The sequence below is a fragment of the Collinsella sp. BIOML-A6 genome (assembly GCF_009875845.1).
Taxonomy (GTDB): Bacteria; Actinomycetota; Coriobacteriia; order Coriobacteriales; family Coriobacteriaceae; genus Collinsella; species Collinsella aerofaciens_H.
On record NZ_WWSL01000011.1, the window covers coordinates 1 to 23,056 of the forward strand.

Here is a 23,056-nt window from a genome sequence, read left to right on the forward strand (position 1 = left end):
AGGTATCGGGTTCCCACATTCATCCGCACATGTGCGGATGAATGTGGGAGGTGTTCGGATAAAGTTGATAATCAAGGGTTGCCTGAGAAGATCCATCCCATTTTTATGCATCGAAACGGGGCAAGCTTTCTGCTGCGGACCTTCGCGCAAGGGGCAGTGGCCAAAAAATGGCAAATATGAGTACTGTTGCTGTGTTGGTCACATATATTTGCACATAATAATGGGCTCCTAATGAGAATACCTCTCGTTAGGAGCCCATTTTATTGAACATTTGGGGAGCTACGTTAGCTCGTGCAGCTGGCCGTCATGCCTACAAGCATCAAAAATGCCCCTAATCGCTGCTACTAAAAAGGTGACAGTACTCATATTTGGTGTTTTTTGCCCACAGCTATTTGCGGACCCCCTATAGGGCGACGCCAGCGAGGGTGTCCAGGACTGTTTTGCCCAAGACTGTCCCCAGCGACTAGTCATTTAAGAACGTCCCCAACGACTAGGTATGGCTGCTGAGGCTAGGCCGTTAGGTCGAGCTCATAGAGGAAGCTTTCGCGCGGCATGGCGTGGCGGCGTTCCTCGCGGTTGGCGCGGTGCGTGGCGGTGCGCTTAAAGCCGTGCAGCTCGTAGAACTTCCACGAGCAGTTGGAGTCGGTGTACAGGTGTGCCCTTGTCGCCCCGCGCGAGGAAAGGTACGAGACCGCGGCATCGAGCAACACCGAGCCTACGCCCAGGCCATGGACGTCGCGATCCACGGCAAGCAGCGTGACCTCGTTGTCATGCGGCAGTGGGCTTTTCTCGAGCAGGCGGTTGTTGGTTCGGATGGTTGTGCGCACAAACGAGAGATACTCGGCGCACGACTCGGGTTCTAGCTCGCGCATCTGCGACAGCAACGCGCGTTCGGTATCCATCCAATGCTCGTTGATAGTGACGCCGGAGCTCTGTCCTGCACGCGCAAGCGCAATGCCGAGCGCCTCGCCGTCAATCACCGCAACCTGCGAAAACGTCGAGGACGAAAGGCAGTAGGCAAGATCGCACGCGGCTTCGAGGCGGTTGTACTCATCGTTATCCGAGTTGTTGTGCCAAAGCTGCTGCAAGATCAGCGCGATGGCGTCGAAGTCTTCGGTATCAAACGGTCGGTAGAGAACCCGCGAGACCATGGTGCCTCTTTCTTTTGCGGATGCATATCGAGCACAGTTCTACCACGCCGTTGGCATCTAATTATGGTGCCCCTGTGTTCCATCAACTCACCGTGCCCAGTGGCACACCTGCAACCCCCGCTCGCGAGCTTTTTCTGCACATGCGCCCGTTGCGGGGTGCATCGATGCGCTCGATGCGCTACATTGAATCAGTATTTTCAATGCCGCTGCGCGAGCGCTGCAGATCGACGTATCACCGACTCACAGAGCACGGCGGCGTACCAGACAGGAGGACTGCATGGGATCTGATGTGAAGATCGCACGCGCGTTGATCTCGGTTACCGATAAGACGGGCGTCGTCGATTTCGCACGGACGCTGGTTGACGACTTTGGCGTCGAGATCATCTCTACGGGCGGCACGGCTCGTGCCATCGAGGACGCGGGCGTTCCCGTAACCCCCATCGAGGAGTTCACGGGCTATCCCGAGATGATGGACGGCCGCGTTAAGACCCTGCACCCCAAGGTCCACGGCGCGCTGCTGGCCCGTCGCGATTCCGAGCAGCACATGCAGGAGGCCGCTCAGCACGGCATTAAGCTGATCGACCTGGTCGTCGTCAACCTGTACGAGTTCGAGAAGACTGTCGCTAACCCCGAGGTCACCTTCGCGGACGCCATCGAGCACATCGATATCGGTGGCCCCTCCATGCTGCGCTCCGCTGCTAAGAACGCCGCGAGCGTTACCGTCATCTCCGACCCGGCCGACTACGACGCCGTCCTGGCCGAGATGCGCGAGACCGGCGGTTGCACCACTCTTTCCACCCGTCGCCGCCTGCAGGTGAAGGTCTACCAGACCACCGCCGCCTACGACACGGCTATCTCCCGTTGGCTTGCCGCCCAGGCAAGCGACGTGGCGGACACCTCTGCCAAGCTCGAAGTTTCGCTGGAGAAGGTCGACGACCTGCGCTATGGCGAGAACCCGCAGCAGAAGGCCACGGTCTATCGCTTTGCCGAGGGCTGCGAGAACACCGCGAGCTCGCAGTTCCCGCTTGTGGGCTCCGAGCAGATCCAGGGCAAGCCGCTCAGCTACAACAACTATCTGGATGCCGACGCCGCCTGGAACCTGGTCCGCGAGTTCGACGAGCCGGCCTGCGTGATCCTCAAGCACCAGAACCCCTGCGGTTCTGCCGTTGCCGAGGGTATCACGGCCGCCTACGACCGCGCTTTCGCCTGCGATCCCAAGAGCGCCTTCGGCGGCATCATCGCCTGCAACCGCGAGGTTCCCTATGAGCTGGTTGAGCACTTCGCCGATCAGAACAAGCAGTTCGTCGAGGTCATTATCGCCCCGAGCTACACCGCCGAGGCGCTCGAGCGCATGGCTAAGCGCCCCAACCTGCGCGTGCTGGCTACCGGCGGCGTGGACCACGGCGCTCAGGTGGAGCTGCGCTCCGTCGACGGCGGCATGCTGGTGCAGGAAGTCGACCACGTAACCGAGGATCCCGCGACCTTTACGTTCCCCACCGACCGCAAGCCCACCGACGCCGAGATGGCTGAGCTTGAGTTTGCCTGGAAGGTCTGCAAGGGCGTCAAGTCCAACGCCATCCTGGTCTCCAAGGGTAAGGCCGGCATTGGCATGGGCCCGGGTCAGCCCAACCGCGTTGACTCTGCACTGCTTGCCTGCGAGCGCGCCGAGGACTTCTGCGAACGCGAGGGCGTGGAGAAGGGCGGCTTTGCCTGCGCAAGCGACGCGTTCTTCCCGTTCCGCGACAACGTCGACGTGCTTGCCGAGCATGGTGTGACCTGCATCATCCAGCCCGGCGGCTCCAAGCGCGACGACGAGAGCATCCAGGCCTGCAATGAGCACGGCATTGCGATGGTCTTCACGGGGGCCAGGCATTTTAGGCACTAGAGGCTTTCCCAAGCACCCGACCTTGCCCTCAAACCGTCGCTTGCGTACATTTAGTACGCGGCGCTCCTCTTTCGGGGCAATCTCGGGCACTTGGAAAACCCTTAATGGGATGTTGTTCTATCCCATTAAGCTAATCGGTCGCCTGACCATATCGTCAAAATAATCTCTGCAAAAGACGGTCGCTCCGTTTGGAGGACCGTCTTTTTGGTATAAGAGGACGGAATGACTAACACGAAAGGTACAACCATGCCCCAGATTGATGATGCCGAGCTGTTTGGCAATGCCGAGGATCAGCGTGCGTACGAGGATTTTTGCGCCAATCAGGAGGCGGTCGAGAAGTTCACGCTCGACAAGCCCGCGCTCATCTGCCGTTGGCGCATGTCCAACAAAAAAGTACCCATGCTCAATCGTCACATTCGTGCGCTGTCTGAGCGTCTTGTGCAGGGCGAGCCGCTTACCCATAACATGCTCAGCTGGGCCAAGCAGCACGTTGAGTGGTCGCTAGCCGAGGGCGACTACACCGCCCGCGACGGCGTGCTCATGCTGGTGATCGACATCAACGGCAATGCCGCCATGACGGTGGGGGAGTACGAGCCGCTGGCCGACACGTCGGCCAAGGCGCTGCGTGCCCGCTCCGCCGAGGCCCGCTCCGAGGCCGACGAGACCGGCGTGGCGCCCGAGCTGCTCGCCGCCGTCAACAACGGTGAGCTGGCCTTTGTGGCGCCGGCTGACGAGTGCCTGTGCGGCACGGCGACGCTCATCGAGCAGCTGGCCCAGACCAAGGGCATCCCGGTCACGCGCGTAGACATTCCCGCGCAGCTCAAGGGTGCGCTGTTCCTAGTGAGCGATGAGCACGGCGTGGTCCCCGCTGCCGAGACAGACGCCGCCGAGTCCGACGCCGCCACGGTCGCCTTCTTCGCCGAAGGCTACGAAAAGCTCCGCGCCCGCCGCTAAATGATTTTTTTGGGACGGGGATTAAAGAATCATTTTGGTCCCCGCCACCGCTGCAAGTGCGAGGCGGACAAAACGCCCGCGCTCGCGAACAGTTCTGTCACCTTGGCACCGAGCGCGGTGCACACCTGCGGTTTCGCAGCCATAATGGTGGCAAGACAACCAAGAGGGGAGCGGAATCCATGGCGCTGATCTATATCGTTGAGGACGACGAGCCCATTCGTCGCGAGCTTGCCGATATCCTTGCCCGTGCCGGTTTTGAGGTTGAGGCATGCGAATCGTTTGAGCACGTCTCGCGCGATATTCTCGCCGCCGCGCCCGACCTGGTGCTGCTCGACCTCACGCTTCCCGTCAAGGACGGCCAGCATATCTGCCACGAAGTCCGTCACGAATCCGAGGTCCCCATCATCGTCCTCACGTCGCGCACGACCGAGATCGACGAGGTCATGGCTATGACGCTCGGCGCGGACGATTTCGTTTCCAAGCCCTATAGCGCGCGCGTGCTCGTGGCACGCATCAATGCCTTGCTGCGTCGCACCGCGACGGCGGGCGAGCGCAGCACGCTTGTCCACAAGGGACTGGAGCTCGATCTCGCCCGCTCCATAGCCAGCAATACGGCATCCGGCGACAGTACCGAGCTCACCAAAAACGAACTGCGTATCCTCTCGCTGCTTCTGAGCCGCGCGGGCAAGATCGTTTCGCGCTCGGCTATCATGCAGGACCTGTGGGACTCCGATGCCTTCGTGGACGACAATACGCTCACCGTCAACATCAACCGCCTGCGCACTACACTCGAAAAAATCGGTATCAAGGGGTATCTGACCACGCACCGCGGCCAGGGCTATTCAGTCTAGGTGACGGTCATGTCGTTTGCCAATTTCTTTAAAGACGCGCTGCTTCCCGTCGCCGTGTGGACGTGCGGCGTACTGCTGAGCTGCTTTGTGCTGACGGTCGGCGGCGCACCCGTTTCTATCGTGGTCGTGGCGGTCGGCGTGTCCTTGATCTTTGGCATGCTGGGTATTGTGATCGAGTACGCGCGTCGCCGCCGTTTTCTACGTCAGCTGGAGCGCGCGGCCGAGGAGCTGGAGAGCCCCGCGTGGGTGCAAGAGATGATGCAATGCCCAACCTATGCCGAGGGCGAGCTCGAGTACGAGGTTTTACGACGGGTGGGCAAAGCTGCCTGCGACGAGGTTGCCGAAGGCCGGCGTCAGACCGATGACTATCGCGACTATATCGAGAGCTGGGTCCACGAGGCCAAGCTGCCCCTGGCGGCGGCTCACCTGATTTTGGAAAACCTGGACGGCAGCGAAGACGACCTGTCGCGCGTGGACGACCTGGGCCGTGAGCTGGCTCGTATGGAGCGCTATATCGACCAGGCGCTGTACTACGCGCGCTCGGAAGTCGTGGAGCGCGACTACCTGATTCGCCGCTGGGATCTCAAGACCTTGGTGACGGGTGCGATAAAAGCCAACGCGCGTGAGCTCATCGCGGCGCACGTGGCCCCGGTGTGCGAGAACCTCGACTTTGAGGTCTTTACCGACGAGAAGTGGCTCGAGTTTATTCTGGGCCAGCTCATTCAGAACAGCATAAAGTATGCGCGTGAGGACGGCGCAAGGATCGTGTTTTCGGGTGCGTTGCTGGACGAGGGCCTGGCAAGCGAGCACATCGAGCTTATCGTTGCCGACAACGGCTGTGGCGTGAGCGCGGCAGATCTGCCCCGCGTGTTCGAGAAGGGCTTTACCGGCGACAACGGTCGCACCACCAAGCGCGCAACGGGCATTGGCCTCTACCTGGTGGCGCGTCTGTGCTCCAAGATGGGCATCGACGTCACCGCGGCATCCGACTCCGGCGAAGGCTTTGTCGTCACGTTTGCCTTCTCGACCAACAAGTTCCAGTACTTTGAGTAGGCGCGCTCTTGCTGTTTTTCTCTGGGCTATGTTCACGTTCGGGAATATAGCTGAAGCAACTGGCGCAATGTTCCCGAACATGAACATAGCTATGAGGCGCGAAAGGATCCCCCAAACAAAAACGTGCCGCCCCAATCGGGGTGGCACGCCATCTTTCTTATCAGCCAACTCGCTGAAGTACGGTGACGAAGGTGCAAGGCCGGGAGGGGTTATCTAAGCCGACATCCCGCAGCCGCAACGCGGCGAGGACGTGCCCGTGGAAACCCCGCAGGCCCCGCGGCCGGTGGGAGCAGCGCTACTTCACGACCAAGATGTCGCAGTCCGTGTTGCGCAGCAGGAACGTCGAAATCGAACCCAGCAGCGCATACTTGATCGAGGACAGGCCGCGGGCGCCGCAGAGCACCAGGTCGGGCTTAACCACGTCGAGCATCTCGTCCTTGAGCGTCTCGCGAATACGGCCGGCGCGAATCATGACCTCGACCTCGGGAATATCGGGATTGGCCTTGGCCTCTTCGAGCTGCTTGGCGATGGAGTTCTTAAATGCCTCCTCTAGGCCGTTGACCAGATCGACCGGATAGGAACCGGCGCTCTCGAGCGCCGTGGAATCGATAACGTGGCCGATGATTAGCTTGGCGCCGTTGTTCGCGGCGACCTTGATGGCGCGTGCGAGCACAAAATCCTGCTGCTCAGTACCGTCGAGTGAAACAAATACCTTGGTGTAGCCCTCGTTCATGGTTTCCTCCTTGGTCTATCGCACGGGCGCGGGGCTCGTGCATCGGGCGGGCGCGGGCGCGTTGGCCGCCGGACACTTTATCTTGTTGCAGTTATACCCAAGGATTTGGGTTTGACCGCTCGCAATTCTGTGAACGGGCGAGTTTTTTGGTAAGGGTAGGCGTAGACGCGCCCGAACGGTTGATAATGGGACAACGCCCGCACCGTCCGCAGAACAATATCGGCGGGTGTCTAACGAGGGGGTCCCTTTGGATATTATCGAGCTTCTAAAATCTGCCTTCATGGGCCTGGTCGAGGGCATCACCGAATGGCTGCCTGTTTCGTCGACCGGTCACATGATCTTGGTGGACGAGTTCGTCAAGATGAACGTGAGCGAGACGTTCTGGAATATGTTCCTGGTCGTGATTCAGCTCGGCGCCATTCTGGCCGTCTGTGTGCTGTTCTTCCATGACCTTAACCCGTTTTCTCCCAGCAAGGGCAAGGAGGGCCGTCGCGACACCTGGGTGCTGTGGGGCAAGATTGTGCTCGGCTGCATTCCCGCCGCAGCGATCGGTCTGCCGCTCAACGACTGGATGGAGGAGCATTTCTACAATGCTCCCGTCGTGGCGCTGGCGCTCATTGTGTACGGCGTGCTGTTTATCGTGATCGAGAACTGGCGCGCGAACAAGCGCGACCAGGCCGCTCTTGCCGGTTCGTTTGGTTCGCGTGCGGTGGTGGCGGGCGGACGCCCCGCTGGTGCGCATTTTGCCGCGCCCACTGCGGCTGCCGCTGCAGACGATGACGATAGCCTGGACTTTGGCTCCATCGCTACGCTCGAGGATCTGAGCTGGAAGACCGCGCTGGGTATCGGTTGCTTCCAGGTGCTTTCGCTGATTCCGGGCACATCGCGCTCCGGTTCCACTATCATCGGCGGCCTGCTGCTGGGCTGCACACGCTCGGTGGCGTCTAAGTTCACGTTCTTCCTGGCTATTCCCGTTATGTTTGGCGCAAGTGCGCTCAAGCTGGTCAAGTACTTTATTAAGGGCGGTACCTTCGGCACCAACGAGATCGCCATCCTGGGCGTGGGCTGCGTCGTCGCCTTTGTGGTTTCGCTTATCGCCATCAAATGGCTTATGGGCTTCGTGCGCCGTCACGACTTCAAGTGCTTCGGCGTCTACCGCATCATCCTGGGCATCGTGGTGCTTGCGTACTTCTTCGTTTTGGAGCCTATGCTCGGCCTGTAACTTGGTTGACGCCGCGCGGCGGCCAGAGCGACAACCTGTCATTCAAAGAGGGCGGCATGGACAAAAGGTCTATGCCGCCCTCTTTGTCAAAGGATTGGTGAAAAGGGGTCAGGTAATTTTGCACCAACTTGGCGCAGATTAGCTTGACCCCTTTTCACCAATCCCAGGGGGAGATGGTGATCTGGGCGAATGAGCTGGCTGTTCTTCCTGGCCACCAGCAAAAATTGAGTTGTGCGGTCTCTTGGAGGTCTCTCGCTGACCAAAAACGCCATCTCGGCACCATTGACATTCTCAGTAGTGTTTGCTTCTGTGAACTATATGCGTAAAATAGCGAGAATATTCCCAAAATAGGACAAGAACGCTCAAGTTATTTCAGTAACCCTTGCGTGGCGCCAGTGGAAAAGGCCGAACAACTCGAAAAATGTTGGTGGCGGTTTGAGGGCAATGCCGAATGCGGTAAAGGGACTGTCCCTTTACCGCATTCAGGCAACGGTGTGCTGGGGCTTGCGGTTAAAGACGAGTTTGTCGACCACGGCTTGCAACGACATGCGACGGACGGTGTCGTAGGCCTCCTGCGTGCTGTAGGCGCAATGGGGTGTGACGATGCAGCGTGGGTGGGCGATCAAGGCCTGGTTGGGTTCGGTTTCGTCGGCAAGCACGTCAAGTGCGGCGCCGCAGATACCGCGCGTGCCACCGCTGGCGATGCCCTCGTCTAGTGCGGCGACCAAGGCATTCTCATTCACAATGGGTCCGCGGGCCGTGTTGATCAAAAACGCCGTGGGTTTCATAAGTGCAAGCTCACGCTCGCCAATGAGACTCTCGGTCTCGGGAATCAGCGGGCAGTGCAGACTGACGATATCGGAGGCACCGAGCAGCTCGTCGAGCGTCTGCGTTTTGACGCAGCCGGCGGCGGCAAGCTCTTCTGCGCTCTTGGTCGGTGCCCACACCAGCACCTTCATGCCGAGCGCCTGTGCGATGGGTGCCACGGCGCGCGCGATGCTGCCAAAAAAGACAAGCCCCAGTGTACGGCCCTGCGTGCGGTGCATGATGTAGCCACCCATCGGATTCCAGATGCCGTCGCGCACGTCGCGGTTGAGGAACGTAACTTGGCGCATCAGGTCAAGCATTAAAGCGATGGCGTGCTGAGCGACGTCGTCCGAGCAATACCCGGGGCAGTTGGTGACGGTGATGCCGTGTGAGGCAAGGCGGTCGACAGCAACGTGGTTCAGGCCGATGGACATGTTCGAAACGATACGCATCCCCGTGGCGGCCATGGCGTCGGCACACGCATCATCGACGGGGCCAAACTCGCCGACAAAGCCCTCGCAGCCAGCCAGCTGCTCGGCGGTGGGGCAGACATTGGGTTCATGCGCGCAGCCCACCAGCTTAATCTGATTGCCACCTTCGATTGTGTCGAGCGCCGCCTGGCCCGCCTCGGTCGAACCGTCGACCATGTAATAGAGCACCCTATGTTTCACAGCAACCCTCCTGCCATTTGGGGACGGGGTGGAAATGGTAGATATTCTATACCTCTGAGCCAATCGAAGTTGCGGTGGAATAGTTCCTGTTTGGGGGCCAGAAGGCTGGTTTCAGGAACTATTTCACCGCAACTTATTTGGTGATGCTTGGGTGGCGGCGGCGGACGGAGTCGCGGTGTGATTTACGTCGGTGTCCGCGCGGCTCGGTATACTGGTACGGCTCAAACTATGGCGCCGCCCGCAGGCGCGCCGTCCGTCAGATGAGGAGTCGCCCATGACCCAGCCCTTGCCCTGGGAAAAGAATGCCGCGGTACCCGTGCCGCCCGCGCCGGAACCCGTGCCGCTCGATGCATACACCGCCCCTGCAGCGCCGGAGCCCGAGCTCGTTCCGCTCGACATCTACGACGCTCCCGCGCCGGCACTCAAGCCCGCCAAGCCGTTCGTCGACATTGACAGCCTTAATCCCGCCCAGCGCGAGGCAGTTCTGACCACCGAGGGCCCGTTGCTGGTGCTCGCCGGTGCCGGCTCGGGCAAGACCCGCGTCTTGACCTTCCGCATCGCACATATGCTCGGCGACCTGGGTGTTAAGCCTTGGCAGGTTCTTGCCATCACGTTTACCAACAAGGCCGCGGCCGAGATGCGCGAGCGTCTGGCAGCACTCATCCCCAGCGGCACCCGCGGCATGTGGGTGTGTACCTTCCATGCCATGTGCGTGCGCATGCTGCGCGAGGACGCCGACCTGCTGGGCTACACCGGTCAGTTCACCATCTACGATGACGATGACTCAAAGCGCATGGTGCGTGATATTATGCAGGCGCTCGGCATCGAGCAAAAGCAGTTCCCCATCAATATGATCCGCAGCAAGATCAGCTCGGCCAAAAACGCTATGATCGGCCCCGAGGACATGCTCAAATCCGCCGATAGCCCCAACGACAAAAAGGCCGCGCAGGTCTACTTGGAGCTGGAGCGCCGCCTGCGCGCCGCCAATGCGATGGACTTCGACGACCTGCTCGTACGCACGCTCGAGCTGCTGCGCACCCGCCCCGAGGTGCTCGACAAGTACCAAGAGCGCTTCCGCTACATTAGCGTCGACGAGTATCAGGACACCAACCACGTTCAGTACGAAATCGCCAACCTGCTGGCCGCCAAGTACCAAAACCTCATGGTCGTGGGCGACGATGACCAGTCCATTTATAGCTGGCGTGGCGCCGACATCACCAACATCCTGGACTTTGAGCAGGACTTTAAAAACTGCAAGACCGTTAAGCTGGAGCAGAACTACCGCTCCACGGGCCATATCCTGAGCGCCGCCAACGCCGTGGTGCGCCACAACTCGCAGCGCAAGGACAAGCGCCTGTTTACGGCCGAGGGCGATGGCGAGAAGATTCAGGCCTTCCAGGCGAGTGACGAGCGCGACGAGGGTCGCTGGATCGCCGGCGAGATCGAAAAGCTGCACGCCAAGGGCACGAGCTACGACGACATTGCCGTGTTCTACCGCACCAACGCCCAGTCGCGTATCCTCGAAGATATGTTCCTGCGCGCGGGCGTGCCCTACAAGATCGTGGGCGGCACGCGATTCTTCGACCGTGCCGAGATCCGCGACGTCATGGCTTACCTCAAGATGATCGTGAACCCGGCCGACGAGATGAGCGTCAAGCGCGTCATCAACACGCCGCGCCGCGGCATCGGCTCCACCTCGATCCAAAAGATTGAGCAGCTGGCGCGCGACAACCGCTGCTCGTTCTTCCAGGCCTGCGAGATCGCGTGCGCCGAGACGGGCATGTTTAGCGCCAAGGTGCGCAATGGCCTGTCGAGCTTTGTGTCGCTGGTGCGCGAGGGTCGCCGCATGGACGGCGAACTCAAGGATGTTGTCGAGATGATCGTCGATAAGACGGGCCTGCTGCAGGCGTTCCGCGCCGAAGGCACCATGGAGTCCGAGAGCCGCGCCGAGAACATTCAGGAATTCCTGGGCGTCGCCGCCGAATTTGAGGAGACGCACGAGGATATCGAGGGCACGCTCGAGAGTTTGGAAGAGCTGCGCGCAGCCGGCGTCGCCGACGTGCCTGCCGGCGTCGAGCCCGAGCCCGTCGCGGTGAGCGCGCCTGCGCCCGAACCGGGGCCGTCCGCCCCGGCATCCTCGTTTGAGGCGCTCGTCGGCGCCCGTGACGCCGCGGGCTCCAATCCGCTCGATAGCTTGGCCGCTCCAGCGTTGTCTCCGCAGGATGCCCTGGCCGCCGCCATTGCGGGCAACGCCTATGCTGCGCCGACAGAGCTGCCGGCGGGTGCCGTGCATGCCGAAGAGATCGAGCGCACCTACGGTCCGCTCACCTGCAAGGCGCTGCCGGCACTCATGGAGTGGCTGGCTCTGCGCTCCGACTTGGATTCCCTGGCCGGCGAGACGCATGCCATCACCATGATGACCATCCACTCCGCCAAGGGCCTGGAGTTCCCGGCGGTGTTCGTGGCCGGCATGGAGGAGGGCATCTTCCCGCACGTGCACGACTTTGGCGGCAGCGATGATCCGGGTAAGCTCGAGGAGGAGCGTCGCCTGGCCTACGTCGCCATCACGCGCGCCCGTAAGCGACTGTTCTTGACCTATGCGGCAACGCGTCGCACCTACGGCTCGACCTCTGCCAACCCGCGCTCGCGCTTCCTCAACGAGATACCGTTTGAGGATATCGAGTTTAGCGGTATCGGTTCTGCCGGTTTTGAGGGCACGGGCTGGGAGAAGCGCGGCGACCGACACGGCACCTTTGGATCGGGCATGGGCTCGGATATGTACGGCGGCAAGGTGTTCGGTTCGTATACGCGCTCGACCGGCGGTTCCGGTTCGCGTGGCGGATCGAGCTTTGACGATTTCTTTGGCGGCGGCAGTTACGGGACCGAGCGCCATCGTGGGGTCTCGCCTGATGCCGGCCGTGTTGCCTCGACCTTTGGCTCGGGCGCGCCGCGAGCCAAAAAGCCGTCGTCTAAGGTGTCGCCGACGGTGGAGCGCAAGGTCAATCGCGCCAGCGCATCGCAGGACTTTGCCGCGGGCGATACCGTGAGCCACAAGACCTTTGGCACGGGCACTGTGATCTCGGTCGCCGGAGACATGATCGAGGTCCAATTCGAAAAGACCGGCCAGACCAAAAAGCTTATGAAAGGTTTTGCACCTATAGTGAAACTGACCTAGGCGGCTTTCCCAGGCACGGCACCTCGGCCTTCAATCGTCGGGCATGACCTCAAGGTCTATGCCCTCCTCTTTCAGGCCGATCTGCCGCACCTGGAAAACCCGTACATCTGGCTAGACGGGCGCGCCGGGGGCTTTGGCCGCCTGCTCGGACAGTCCTGCTCGCACGGAGAGCACATTAAGTGCTCTCCGGCTCGTGCGGAACTCGCGATCGACCAACGCCCCCGGCGCGCCCTCTTCCTTGTGGCGTTTTAGCTTGTAGCTTGCGAACGTTGCTCTGCTCGTTCGCTTTTTGATCTGGAGAGCCGGGTGGGCTGATAGATAGATACGAGTAGGGGCTCTTCCGTACATGGTCGGGAGAGCCCCTTATTACGTTTCGGATTGTTTCTTATGACTTTGGGGATTGAGCGTTTTATACGATTCAGTATAATTTTAGATAGATACTAAAATATAACTGAAATGAAAATGGTGATTGGATATGCTGCTAAATTGTCTCCCAAAAAGGCTCTTCTCTTTAGAGCTCGCCATCGACCCGGAGCCAGTTGAGATACAGATTCCTCGCATGTATCTCGAGCGCTATTCGCTTCGCTTAGCACGGCTCGGCATGTCTGAGCAAGGCCGTTTCATTGTTGCGGAACCAAAAGAACCGCCCAGTGTCATTTCGGCGCGAAATCTCGCCAATGCAGTGCGCAAGATAGATGCTCGCCCGGTGGCAATTTGCTGGGACGCTATGGATTTAGGCTTTATGCGCGCGCTTTCTTCGGAGGGGATCGCATATATCCGAGATGAGCGAAATGCGTTTCTGCCGTTTATCGGAGCCGTTATTTCCGGTGAGGTGCTGGGTGCTTCTCCCGCTGCTCCGCTTTCGCCCCAATCTCAACGAATCGTCCTAAATCTCATCGCGGGACGATGGGTTGACTGCTCCGCCGGCGACCTAGCGCGTCTGTGTGGCAAAAGCGCGGCAAGCGTCAGCGGCTATCTTTCGGAAATCGCCGCTATAGCTCCTGGGTTGATTATGCGGGACGGCAAAAAGCGTATATTGTGCGACGCCGGGTTGTCGACTGAGTCGTTGCTGGATGGGTTTGAGGATTATCTTCGCACGCCAGTTTTAGAGCGAATCCGGCTCAAGAAGGTTATCGAGAGAACAGAGCTACGTGGCGTTGATGCGCTGCTTTCCGGTGTGTCTGCCCTTAGCTATATGTCCGACCTTGCTCATGAAGACTCTGCTCCAACCATTGCTCTCGAAAAGTATCAGCTAGAGGTCTTAAAAGAGCACATGGGCGACAGATGGTTGGAGGCCCAGTGGTACGAACCGGCTGCTATCGAGATTGAGGTCTGGTCGTATCCCGTGGACGAGCCGTCCGATGTTAGTTTTGACGTGACGGGTTTGCAATGTGTCGACCCGTTCTCCTTATACGTTGCCTGCGCAAAAGCGGATTACAAAGATGACCGTCTGCTCGATGCGGTCGAACAGCTCAGGAGGACGATATGTCAAAAGTGAGGGGAATAGAGCGATTTGCCGATGCCATGAGCGGCTGTTAAGGCGGTTACGTCCTTATTGGCGGGGGAGCCTGCAGCGTTCTGTTTGACAATGAGGGCGATTCGTTTAGAGCTACTGAAGACTTGGATGTCGTCGTAATTGTTGATGGGGAAGGCGTTGAATTTGCCACTGCATTGTGGGCATTTATCAAAGCTGCCGGATATGAGACTGGAAAGGTCGGCGATGGAAAGTGCACTTACTATCGGTTCTATTTGTCCGAAGGATCAAGGCAAGTCCTAGACTATCCCGGCCAAATTGAGCTATTTGCCCAACATCCTGATTTTGTGCTCGAAGATGAAACGAGCGAGGTAGCTCCTCTTTCCTTTGACGGGGCCGTATCAAGTCTCTCGGCAATTATTCTCGACGATGGCTACTACGAATTTATTCGCGATAACGCAACGAACGTAGAGGGCATTACGTTGCTCGATGCACTCCATATCATTCCCCTTAAGATGCGTGCGCACATTGATATCAACAGAAGTTATGAAGAGGGACGTCGTTGCAACAACATTGATCGGCGGAAGCACCGTTCGGATGTTGCTCGACTTGCTGACTTGTTGTCGCCTTCGGCGCGTTTGGAGCTAACGGGGCAAATGAGGGTTGATGCGGAGGTTTTTTTACGGACTTTGCTTCGTATGTAAATCGGCAGACCAACCGTAAGGAAAGGGCGCGGCTTCAGGACACGTTATCGTTTCTCGAAAAGGTCTACCTATAGGCACCTTGATTCGTTATGTATAGCAAGGGGCTCTTCCGTTGATGAGCGGAAGAGCCCCCTGTTGCGTTTTGATTGTTGTTGCTAGTCGGAGGCCCGCCGGAACGGGGCGCGGGCTTTGATCGATCGCGAGTTCCGCACGAGCCGGAGAGCACTTAATGTGCTCTCCGTGCGAGCAGGACTGTCCGAGCAGGTGACCAAACCCCGCGCCCCGTCCCGGCGGGCGCTTGGGGACCGGTGACCTAGAGGTGGCTGATGATCAGTTCCATCTTGCCTTCGAGGTCAATGGAGCTGACGGTGCTGGGTGCCAGCAGGTGACTTCCCTTGTGGACGGGGTCGCCGCAGACGGTGCCTTCGCCGTCGATGACCGACAGGCACATGAAGGGCCAGCGCTGCTCCAAGGTCTTACTGCCGTCGACGCGTACGCGATCGACGGTGTAGCAGGAGTTAGACTCGAGCTCGGTTACGCCGTTCATCTCGGGCGCGACCACCGTGCCGTCGGTCGGAGCCTGAGCATCAAAGTCGATGCAGTCGAGGCTCTGCTCAATGTGCAGCGGACGCAGTTTGCCGTCGGTGCCGGGACGGTCGTAGTCGTACAGGCGATATGTCACGTCGCTTGACTGCTGCGTCTCCAAAATGAGCGTGCCGGTCTTGATTGCGTGCACGGTACCGGAATCAATCTGGAAAAAGTCGCCCTTGTGGATCGGCAGCACGTTGAGCATGTCGTCCCAACGGCCCCCCTCGATCATCTGTGCGGCCTCGGCGCGGTCATGCGCGCGCTGGCCGACGATGATCGTGGCGTCGGGCTCGCAGTCCAGCACATACCAGCACTCGGTTTTGCCCAGGCTGCCGTTTTCGTGCTTGGCGGCGTACTCGTCGTTGGGATGAATCTGGATCGAAAGGTCATCCTTGGCGTCCAGAATCTTAATGAGCAGCGGGAACTCCTTGCCCTCGCAGTTGCCAAAGAGCTCGCGGTGCTCGGCCCACAGCCACGAAAGCGTGTGGCCTGCATACGGGCCCTCCGCAATCTGGCAGTCACCATTGGGATGGGCCGAGATGGCCCAGCACTCACCGATGGGACCCTCGGGAATGTCGTAACCAAATACGGTTTCGAGCTGGCGACCGCCCCAGATCTTCTCGTGGAAGATCGGCGTCAGTTTAATCAAATCGGACATGTTCATACCCCATTGTGTTGCGCGGGCGCTGTGCAAAACAGCTCAAAGCGAGCGCTCGCATGACTACAAAAACCTATGCCAACGTTACGTTGTGCAGCTCAAAGCGGTCGCCAACGTTGCGCGAGACCGAATACTCAAAGGCGGCACCGCTGTCCAAAAAGCCAATCTGGGTGAGCTCGAGCAGGGGAGAGCCAAGTTTGGTGCCCAGACGCTCAGCTTCTTCCTCGGTTGCTGCCACGGCGCGAATGGTACGGTGAAAACTCGAAATCTTCAGCCCACATTGCTCGCGGATGAAGCGGTAGACCGATCCGTACAGGTCCTTCTTTTTAAGGCCCGGAATCAGCTCGAGCGGCATGTAGGTGTACTCGATAACGATGGGCTTCTCGTTGGCCTGACGCACGCGCACGACGTGATAGGCAAAGTCATCCTCGGCAATTCCCAGCTGGGCTGCGATGTCCGCTGGTGGATTAACAATCGAGAAATCGTAGACCACCGAGGTCACCTTCTCCCCGCGGTGCTCATATGAAAAGCCCTGGGCACGGTCGTTTTTGCCCTGGAAAAACGCCTGGCCGGGAAGTCCCGCCGTGTCCTTAACGTAGGTACCCGATCCGCGCCGGCTGGTAATAAGACCTTCCTCGGTGATTTGCTCGATAGCACGTTTGACGGTGATTTTGGAAACGCTATAGAGCTCGCAGAACTCAACGACGGTGGGAAGCTTGTCGCCCGGTTTAAGAGCGCCATCCTCGATACTTCGACGAATATCTGCAGCTATCGCCTCGTATTTGGGAATCATGGAACCTCCTTTCCGACATATCTGAATACAAAAGTAAGTATAACCCCCAACAGGGCACCCATATTACTTTTATATAAGAAGTTCGAGAAAGAAAAAATAAAAAGACGCTTTACTTTTAAAATTAGAACGCTATAGTTTAAGCAACGAACGGAATCCTACCGCAGAACAGGATCGACCGTTTGGGGACGGTTTTGTTTTGGCGGGTTGGATATCGGTATGACCGGTGCGCGCCCGCGCCGGATAACCTGCCAAAGCAAATCCATCTCCAACCGGAAGCTCTAGAACACGAAAGCGAGGACTTTGATGGCACAGTATCAGCTGCCCAACGACTTCTTCTTTGGCGCTGCTATGTCCGGCCCGCAGACTGAGGGTCAGTGGAACCAGGGCGGCAAGCTCGAGAACCTGTGGGACACCTGGTCCATCCAGGATCTGGGTTCGTTCTACAACTGCGTTGGCTCTTATGCCGGCAATAACTTTATGACCAAGTACCAGGAAGACTTTCGCATTTTGAAGGACTTGGGCCTGAATACCTATCGCACTTCCATCCAGTGGAGCCGTCTGCTCGATGCCGACGGCAACCTTAATGAGGAGGGCGCTGCGTGGTATCACGAGCTGTTCCGCGCCTCTCGCGAGGCCGGCCTGGAGCCGTTTGTCAACTTGTACCACTTTGACATGCCCACCTACCTCTTTAACCGTGGCGGCTGGGAGAGCCGCGAGGTCGTCGAGGCTTACGCGCATTACGCCGACGTCGCCTTCCACGAGTTTGGCCAGGAGATTAAGTACTGGTTCACCTTTAACGAGCCCATCGTCGAGCCCGAACAGCGCTATCAGGAGGGCGTGTGGTTCCCGCAGCTCCACGACTTTAGCCGCGCCCGCACCGTGCAGTATCACATCTCGCTGGCACATGCGCTGGCCGTGGCCAACTACCGTAAGGCCTATGACGAGGGCGCTATTCGCGCCGATGCCAAGATTGGCATGATCAACTGCTTTACCCCGGTCTATACCAAGGAGAATCCCAGCGAGGCAGACCTCGAGGCCGTGCGTATGACCAGCGGCATCAACAATCGCTGGTGGCTCGACCTTATTACCAAGGGCGAGCTTCCTGCCGACGTGCTCGACAGCCTGGCCGAGGGCGGCGTTAAGCTCCCGTTCCGTGCCGGCGACCAAGAGATTCTCAAGCAGGGTGTTGTCGACTGGCTCGGCTGCAACTACTACCACCCCACGCGCGTTCAGGCGCCGGCGAGCAAGGTCGACCAGTACGGCCTGCCGCACTTCGCCGACGAGTACGTATGGCCCGACGCCGTTATGAACGAGAGCCGCGGCTGGGAGATCTACCCGCAGGGCCTCTACGACTTTGGCATGGACTGCGCTAAGAACTACCCCGATCTTGAGTGGTTCGTTTCCGAGAACGGCATCGGCATCATGGACGAATACAAGAACCGTGACGCCGAAGGAACCATCCAGGATGACTACCGCGTCGACTTTGTACGTCAGCACCTGGAGTGGGTGGCCAAGGCCATCGACGAGGGCGCCAAGTGCCGCGGATACCATTATTGGGCCGTCATCGATAACTGGTCTTGGGCTAATGCCTTTAAGAACCGTTACGGTTTTGTCGAGGTCGACCTTATGGACGGCTACAAGCGCCGCCTTAAGAAGTCAGCGGCCTGGCTCAAACAGGTCGCCACGACCCACGTGGTTGATTAGCGACCGGGCGAACGCCCAGACCGCGCGCCGCCGCGCGAAACACATGGCACATCTGGTGGCAGAGGGCGACAGGCCACCGTGCGCATAGGAAAAGGCCGGATTTGAAAGTTAGGAGCAATCATGGCCAGTGACAACGGAAAGAGCTTCCTCGACAAGTTTGCCGAGGTCTCTGCGAAGGTGGGAAACCAGGTTCACCTGCGTTCCCTGCGCGATGCCTTCGCGACCATCACGCCGCTCTATATCCTTGCGGGTATCGCGGTTCTTATTAACAACGTCGTGTTCCCCCTGTTCCCGCTCGATGCGGCGGGCCTTGCCAACCTTCAGACGTGGGGTTCGGCGATTACGCTGGGTACCCTCAACGTCTCTGCAATTATCTTGGCCGGATTGATTGGCTACAGCCTCGCTAAGAACAAGCGTTTCGATAACCCGCTCGCTTGCGTGGTCGTCGCTATCTCTGCTTTCGTCATCATGATGCCGCAGCAGATCACCGCCACGCTTGCCGCCACGAGCCCGCTGCTCACCGACAAGATCACCTCCGCTGAGGTCACGGGCGCCCTTTCGACTGCCAACACTGGCACTAATGGTCTGTTCTCGGCCATTATCATCGCCCTGCTCTCCGTCTCGCTCTTCATCAAGATTTCTGGCGTCGAGAAGCTCAAGGTTAAGCTGGGCGAGGGCGTGCCTCCCGCGGTCTCCAACTCCTTCAACGTCATGATCCCGATGCTGCTCAACCTCGCGATTTTCGCTCTTGCCGCAGCCCTGCTCGCCGTGTGCGCCGGCACCGATCTGTGCGCCATCATCTCCACGTGCATCTCCAACCCGCTCAAGAGCATCATGAACGCCGGTCCGTGGGCTGTTATCCTCATCTACACCCTTGCTAACCTGCTGTTCTGCGTCGGTATTCACCAGTCCACCATCTCTGGCGCTACCGTCGAGCCGATCCTGACCATGCTCATCGTCGACAACATGGCTACCTTTGCCGCCGGTGGCACCATCCAGCCCGATCACTACATGAACATGCAGATCGTTAACAGCTTTGCCCTCATCGGCGGCTCGGGCTGCACCCTCATGCTTCTGCTCGACACGCTCCTGTTCTCCAAGAACAAGGCTTCCGAGACCGTTTCCAAGATGGCTATCCTGCCTGGTCTGTTCAACATCAACGAGCCGGTTATCTACGGTTACCCCATCGTGTACAACCTGCCGCTCATGATCCCGTTTGTCCTTCTTCCCGACCTGTTCATCGGCATCACCTATGGCCTTACCTGCGCAGGCATCATCAGCCCCTGCATCGCCCAGGTGCCCTGGACCATGCCTCCCGTCATCAATGCCCTGCTCGCTACGGGCTTTGACTGGCGCGCCGGCGTGTGGCAGGCTCTCGAGATTGTCATTGGCATGGCCGTTTACCTGCCCTTTATGAAGATTTCCGAGAAGGCAATCGCCAAGCAGGAGGCTCTCGCCGAGTAGAACGCCTAACGTTCGCCCCTTTCACCTTTGCGGGCGCCGGTACGCGGTGCCGGTGCCCGCACCTCTCTTTTGCGTAAGGGCGCAGAAAGAGGGCACAATAACCGCAAGGAATACAACCAGTCGTCGTCTGCGCACCGCGCAGTTACAAGGAGGAAACCATGAAGAAGATCATGCTCTGCTGCAATGCTGGCATGTCCACGAGCCTACTGGTCCAGAAGATGCAGGCCGAGGTTGCAAACCGCGGTCTGGATATCGAGATCGAGGCTCGTCCCATGAACGAGGCCCACGATCACCTGGACGAGTGCGACATGCTGCTGCTTGGTCCGCAGATCGGCTACACCAAGGGCGATTTTGAGAAGGAGGCCGCCGGCCGTTTCCCGGTCGAGGTCATCAACATGGTCGACTACGGCCGCATGAACGCCGCCGGCATCATCGACCACTGCGTCAGCGTGATGGGCTAGGTGCTCCGCATGGAGGATATGAACGAACTGCAGATGACCTGCTTCGAGATCATCAGCTACGTCGGTACCGCCAAGAGCATGTACATCAATGCCGTGCAAAAGGCCAAGGAGGGCGATTTTGACGCCGCCGAGGAGCTCATTAAGCAAGGCGACGAGGCCTACAACGGTGGCCACGATGTTCACATGGCGCTTTTGAAGAAGGAGGCCAACGGCGAGCGTAACGGCGAGGCCCCACTGATCCTGCTACATGCCGAGGACCAGATGGCCGGCACCGAGACCATGCGCGTCATGGCCACGGAGCTTATCGAGATACACAAGCAGCTGCAGGCACTCAAGGCCTAGCCGGCGTTATCGCCGCGGCGGACCGTGCGGTCCAATAGACAACATAGTCCCTTTGACGGGCGCCGGGAGCCTCCGCCTCCCGGCGCCTTTATATTTGGAGAGGGTCTTGCACGACCTATTGAGCGACCATTCGCGCTTTCCCAGATAAAACCTACCAAAACAAACCTGTCCCTTTTTGGTAGGTTTTTGTCTTGGGAGCGGTACCATACAGGCAATGATTAAACGAGAAAGGTGGGCCCCTATGGAACCCAAGCAGTATTACATCGGCATCGACGTCGGCGGCACCTCGGTTAAGGAGGGCCTGTTCGACGAGGACGGAAACCTGCTGGCCAAGGCCAGCGTGCCCACGCCTCCCATCGTTGACGCCGCGGGCTTTGCCGCGGTGACCGAGGCCATCGACCAAGTGGTCGCCAAGGCCCAGATTCCGCGCGCCTTTGTGGCGGGCATTGGCCTGGCCGTTCCGTGCCCCATCCCGGCGTCGGGCGATGCCAAGGTCAAGGCCAACATTGCCATTAACCTGCCCGAGCTGAGGATCGCCATTCAGGAGCACTGCCCCGACGCGGTCGTTAAGTACGAGAACGATGCCAACGCCGCTGCCATGGGCGAGGCCTGGCTTGGCTCTGCCAAGGGCGTGCAGAACGTGGTGATGGTCACCATCGGTACCGGCGTGGGCGGCGGCGTTATCGTTAACGGCGACGTGGTATCGGGCGTTGTGGGCGCCGGCGGTGAGATTGGCCACATGTGCCTGAACCCGGCTGAGGAGCGCACCTGCGGCTGCGGCGGCCATGGCCACCTGGAGCAGTATTCCAGCGCCACCGGCGTGGTGAGCAACTACCTTGCCGAGTGCAAGAAGGCGGGCGTCGAGCCCATCGAGCTCACCGGTCCCTCCGATTCTAAGCACGTGTTCCAAGCCTGCCGCGAGGGCGATAAGCTTGCGCTTGCCGCAGCCGATACCATGGCCGACTATCTCGGTCGTGCTCTGGCGCTTATTGCCAACGTGGTTGACCCCGAGGTGTTCCTGATCGGTGGCGGTGCGTCCGCTTCGGCCGATGTCTACCTCGACGTCGTTCGTGAGCACTTCCAGCGCTACGCGCTTTCCGCCTCGCGCGAGACGCCCATTAAGGTCGCTTCGCTCGGCAACGACGCCGGCATCATCGGTGCCGCCTACGTAGCCCTGCGCGCCGCCGGTAAATAGTCGATGCAGGATGGCGAGTGGTGCAAGGGGGACAGACGTCGCCCCCCCAGACTCGCCCCAAATTGTGCCGCGGCCCTTGCGTCTCATAAGGTTCGGCGCCAGCGTGCTACCATAGCTACGTCCAAGTACACATATCAAGTGGAGGATATCCATGGCAAACGTTCTTGTCTTTGGTCACCAGAATCCCGATAACGACGCCATCATGAGCGCCGTCGTCCTGTCCCAGCTGCTCAACCAGGTTGAGTATGCCGGAAACACCTACGAGGTCTGCGCCCTTGGTCAGCTTCCGGCAGAGTCCGCCAAGCTGCTCGCCGACGCCGGCATCGCCGAGCCCCGCATGATCGATTCCGTCGAGGCCGGTCAGCTCGTCGTCCTCACCGACCACAACGAGTCCGCCCAGTCCGTCACCGGCCTTAAGGACGCCACGGTCTTTGGCGTCGTCGACCATCACCGCATTGGCGACTTCGAGACCGCCGGCCCGCTGCACTACATCTGCCTGCCCTGGGGCTCCAGCTGCACCATCGTCACCAAGCTCGCCGGCGTGCTCGGCGTTGAGCTTTCCGACGTCCAGGCCAAGCTGCTGCTCTCGGCCATGATGACCGACACGCTCATGCTCAAGAGCCCCACTACCACCGATGTCGACCGCGCCGTCGCCGCCAAGCTCGGCGAGCAGGTGGGCGTCGACCCGGTCAAGTTTGGCATGGAGGTCTTCCTCACCCGTCCGTCCGGCTCCTTCACCGCAGCCGAGATGGTCGGCAACGACATCAAGATGTTCGAGCCCGCCGGCAAGAAGCTGCTCATCGGCCAGTACGAGACCGTCGACAAGAGCCGCGCGCTCGGCATGATCGACGAGATTCGCGAGGCCATGCGCGCCTACGCCGCCGAGAAGGGTGCTGACGGCATTGTCCTGTGCATCACCGACATTATGGAGGAGGGCTCGCAGGTCCTGCTCGAGGGCGAGACCGAGGCTGCTCAGAAGGGCCTGGGCATTGCCGACGAGCACGACGGCGTCTGGATGCCGGGCGTCCTCTCCCGTAAGAAGCAGGTCGCTGCCCCCATCATGGCCGCCTGCTAGGTTTAGTTCACTAAACGCCACGACCGGATCGCGGACGCCCCGCGCTCCGGTCGTTTTTTGTGCATGGCACCGCGTTGTCTCTTGGACAGGCGTGCC

General features: G+C 59.6%; 19 protein-coding genes. 14 read left to right on the plus strand and 5 right to left on the minus strand.

What is annotated here, in order from left to right; all coding sequences use genetic code 11:
• Positions 1–509: 509 nt before the first annotated feature.
• Positions 510–1,151 (minus strand): GNAT family N-acetyltransferase, encoded by a 642-nt coding sequence (locus GT495_RS04930; protein ID WP_161161813.1) that lies wholly within the window; start codon positions 1,149–1,151, stop codon positions 510–512.
• A gap of 277 nt (positions 1,152–1,428) precedes the next feature.
• Here GT495_RS04930 and purH point away from each other — a divergent pair, with 277 nt between their 5' ends.
• The 4 genes from purH to GT495_RS04950 all read left to right on the plus strand — a co-directional run bounded on the left by purH (position 1,429) and on the right by GT495_RS04950 (position 5,894).
• Complete coding sequence (gene purH / locus GT495_RS04935) at positions 1,429–3,036, plus strand: bifunctional phosphoribosylaminoimidazolecarboxamide formyltransferase/IMP cyclohydrolase (RefSeq protein WP_161161812.1); 1,608 nt, start codon at positions 1,429–1,431, stop codon at positions 3,034–3,036.
• A 246-nt stretch (positions 3,037–3,282) separates the two neighbouring features.
• Positions 3,283–3,990, plus strand: a complete 708-nt coding sequence (locus GT495_RS04940; RefSeq protein ID WP_240128108.1) for a hypothetical protein — start codon at positions 3,283–3,285, stop codon at positions 3,988–3,990.
• A gap of 179 nt (positions 3,991–4,169) precedes the next feature.
• Positions 4,170–4,841, plus strand: a complete 672-nt coding sequence (locus tag GT495_RS04945; protein WP_152077307.1) for a response regulator transcription factor — start codon at positions 4,170–4,172, stop codon at positions 4,839–4,841.
• 9 nt (positions 4,842–4,850) lie between these two features.
• Positions 4,851–5,894 (plus strand): sensor histidine kinase, encoded by a 1,044-nt coding sequence (locus tag GT495_RS04950; protein WP_161161810.1) that lies wholly within the window; start codon positions 4,851–4,853, stop codon positions 5,892–5,894.
• A gap of 295 nt (positions 5,895–6,189) precedes the next feature.
• On the opposite strand, the gene GT495_RS04955 is transcribed toward GT495_RS04950, so the two are convergent.
• Positions 6,190–6,627 (minus strand): universal stress protein, encoded by a 438-nt coding sequence (locus GT495_RS04955; protein ID WP_006235921.1) that lies wholly within the window; start codon positions 6,625–6,627, stop codon positions 6,190–6,192.
• Positions 6,628–6,874: 247 nt separating this feature from the next.
• Between GT495_RS04955 and GT495_RS04960 the strand changes: the two genes are divergently transcribed.
• Positions 6,875–7,849 carry an undecaprenyl-diphosphate phosphatase gene (locus GT495_RS04960; RefSeq protein ID WP_161161809.1) on the plus strand — a complete coding sequence of 325 codons (975 nt, stop codon included), beginning with the start codon at positions 6,875–6,877 and terminating at the stop codon, positions 7,847–7,849.
• Positions 7,850–8,331: 482 nt separating this feature from the next.
• Here the strand turns inward: GT495_RS04960 and GT495_RS04965 are convergent, their stop codons facing one another.
• The gene (locus GT495_RS04965) at positions 8,332–9,327 is read right to left on the minus strand and encodes a C-terminal binding protein (protein ID WP_161161808.1); all 996 of its coding nucleotides are present in this window, start codon (positions 9,325–9,327) and stop codon (positions 8,332–8,334) included.
• A gap of 274 nt (positions 9,328–9,601) precedes the next feature.
• Between GT495_RS04965 and GT495_RS04970 the strand changes: the two genes are divergently transcribed.
• From GT495_RS04970 to GT495_RS04980, 3 genes are all read left to right on the plus strand, one after another.
• Positions 9,602–12,502 carry an ATP-dependent helicase gene (locus GT495_RS04970; protein ID WP_161161807.1) on the plus strand — a complete coding sequence of 967 codons (2,901 nt, stop codon included), beginning with the start codon at positions 9,602–9,604 and terminating at the stop codon, positions 12,500–12,502.
• Between the two features lie 469 nt (positions 12,503–12,971).
• A complete protein-coding gene (locus tag GT495_RS04975; protein ID WP_161162678.1) occupies positions 12,972–14,000 on the plus strand; it encodes a hypothetical protein in 1,029 nt (342 codons plus the stop codon).
• Between the two features lie 122 nt (positions 14,001–14,122).
• The gene (locus tag GT495_RS04980; protein WP_161161805.1) at positions 14,123–14,680 is read left to right on the plus strand and encodes a hypothetical protein; all 558 of its coding nucleotides are present in this window, start codon (positions 14,123–14,125) and stop codon (positions 14,678–14,680) included.
• Between the two features lie 313 nt (positions 14,681–14,993).
• Here the strand turns inward: GT495_RS04980 and GT495_RS04985 are convergent, their stop codons facing one another.
• Both GT495_RS04985 and GT495_RS04990 read right to left on the minus strand, forming a co-directional pair.
• A complete protein-coding gene (locus GT495_RS04985; protein WP_370457594.1) occupies positions 14,994–15,926 on the minus strand; it encodes a type I phosphomannose isomerase catalytic subunit in 933 nt (310 codons plus the stop codon).
• 73 nt (positions 15,927–15,999) lie between these two features.
• On the minus strand, positions 16,000–16,719 hold the full coding sequence (locus GT495_RS04990; protein ID WP_161161803.1) for a GntR family transcriptional regulator: 720 nt from the start codon (positions 16,717–16,719) through the stop codon (positions 16,000–16,002).
• Positions 16,720–17,022: 303 nt separating this feature from the next.
• Here GT495_RS04990 and GT495_RS04995 point away from each other — a divergent pair, with 303 nt between their 5' ends.
• From GT495_RS04995 to GT495_RS05020, 6 genes are all read left to right on the plus strand, one after another.
• Positions 17,023–18,423, plus strand: coding sequence for a glycoside hydrolase family 1 protein (locus GT495_RS04995; protein WP_161161802.1), 1,401 nt, complete (start codon positions 17,023–17,025; stop codon positions 18,421–18,423).
• Positions 18,424–18,543: 120 nt separating this feature from the next.
• On the plus strand, positions 18,544–19,887 hold the full coding sequence (locus tag GT495_RS05000; RefSeq protein ID WP_099432237.1) for a PTS sugar transporter subunit IIC: 1,344 nt from the start codon (positions 18,544–18,546) through the stop codon (positions 19,885–19,887).
• 158 nt (positions 19,888–20,045) lie between these two features.
• Positions 20,046–20,348, plus strand: coding sequence for a PTS sugar transporter subunit IIB (locus GT495_RS05005; RefSeq protein WP_055285538.1), 303 nt, complete (start codon positions 20,046–20,048; stop codon positions 20,346–20,348).
• A gap of 9 nt (positions 20,349–20,357) precedes the next feature.
• Positions 20,358–20,690 (plus strand): PTS lactose/cellobiose transporter subunit IIA, encoded by a 333-nt coding sequence (locus GT495_RS05010; RefSeq protein ID WP_204986885.1) that lies wholly within the window; start codon positions 20,358–20,360, stop codon positions 20,688–20,690.
• 241 nt (positions 20,691–20,931) lie between these two features.
• On the plus strand, positions 20,932–21,885 hold the full coding sequence (locus GT495_RS05015) for an ROK family protein (protein WP_240128107.1): 954 nt from the start codon (positions 20,932–20,934) through the stop codon (positions 21,883–21,885).
• A 151-nt stretch (positions 21,886–22,036) separates the two neighbouring features.
• Positions 22,037–22,960: a manganese-dependent inorganic pyrophosphatase gene (locus GT495_RS05020; protein WP_161161800.1), complete on the plus strand. Its 924-nt coding sequence runs from the start codon at positions 22,037–22,039 to the stop codon at positions 22,958–22,960.
• Positions 22,961–23,056: the final 96 nt, after the last annotated feature.

What these genes read in the sequence shown, in the direction of transcription:
- GT495_RS04940 (WP_240128108.1), top strand. Translation starts at nt 3,283, where the DNA reads ATGCCCCAGATTGATGATGCCGAGCTGTTTGGCAATGCCGAGGATCAG.
- GT495_RS04950 (WP_161161810.1), top strand. Translation starts at nt 4,851, where the DNA reads ATGTCGTTTGCCAATTTCTTTAAAGACGCGCTGCTTCCCGTCGCCGTG.
- GT495_RS04930 (WP_161161813.1), bottom strand. Translation starts at nt 1,151, where the DNA reads ATGGTCTCGCGGGTTCTCTACCGACCGTTTGATACCGAAGACTTCGAC.
- GT495_RS05015 (WP_240128107.1), top strand. Translation starts at nt 20,932, where the DNA reads ATGGAACCCAAGCAGTATTACATCGGCATCGACGTCGGCGGCACCTCG.
- GT495_RS04990 (WP_161161803.1), bottom strand. Translation starts at nt 16,719, where the DNA reads ATGATTCCCAAATACGAGGCGATAGCTGCAGATATTCGTCGAAGTATC.
- GT495_RS04995 (WP_161161802.1), top strand. Translation starts at nt 17,023, where the DNA reads ATGGCACAGTATCAGCTGCCCAACGACTTCTTCTTTGGCGCTGCTATG.
- GT495_RS04945 (WP_152077307.1), top strand. Translation starts at nt 4,170, where the DNA reads ATGGCGCTGATCTATATCGTTGAGGACGACGAGCCCATTCGTCGCGAG.
- GT495_RS05005 (WP_055285538.1), top strand. Translation starts at nt 20,046, where the DNA reads ATGAAGAAGATCATGCTCTGCTGCAATGCTGGCATGTCCACGAGCCTA.
- GT495_RS05010 (WP_204986885.1), top strand. Translation starts at nt 20,358, where the DNA reads ATGGAGGATATGAACGAACTGCAGATGACCTGCTTCGAGATCATCAGC.
- GT495_RS05000 (WP_099432237.1), top strand. Translation starts at nt 18,544, where the DNA reads ATGGCCAGTGACAACGGAAAGAGCTTCCTCGACAAGTTTGCCGAGGTC.
- GT495_RS04985 (WP_370457594.1), bottom strand. Translation starts at nt 15,926, where the DNA reads ATGTCCGATTTGATTAAACTGACGCCGATCTTCCACGAGAAGATCTGG.
- GT495_RS05020 (WP_161161800.1), top strand. Translation starts at nt 22,037, where the DNA reads ATGGCAAACGTTCTTGTCTTTGGTCACCAGAATCCCGATAACGACGCC.
- GT495_RS04970 (WP_161161807.1), top strand. Translation starts at nt 9,602, where the DNA reads ATGACCCAGCCCTTGCCCTGGGAAAAGAATGCCGCGGTACCCGTGCCG.
- purH (WP_161161812.1), top strand. Translation starts at nt 1,429, where the DNA reads ATGGGATCTGATGTGAAGATCGCACGCGCGTTGATCTCGGTTACCGAT.
- GT495_RS04955 (WP_006235921.1), bottom strand. Translation starts at nt 6,627, where the DNA reads ATGAACGAGGGCTACACCAAGGTATTTGTTTCACTCGACGGTACTGAG.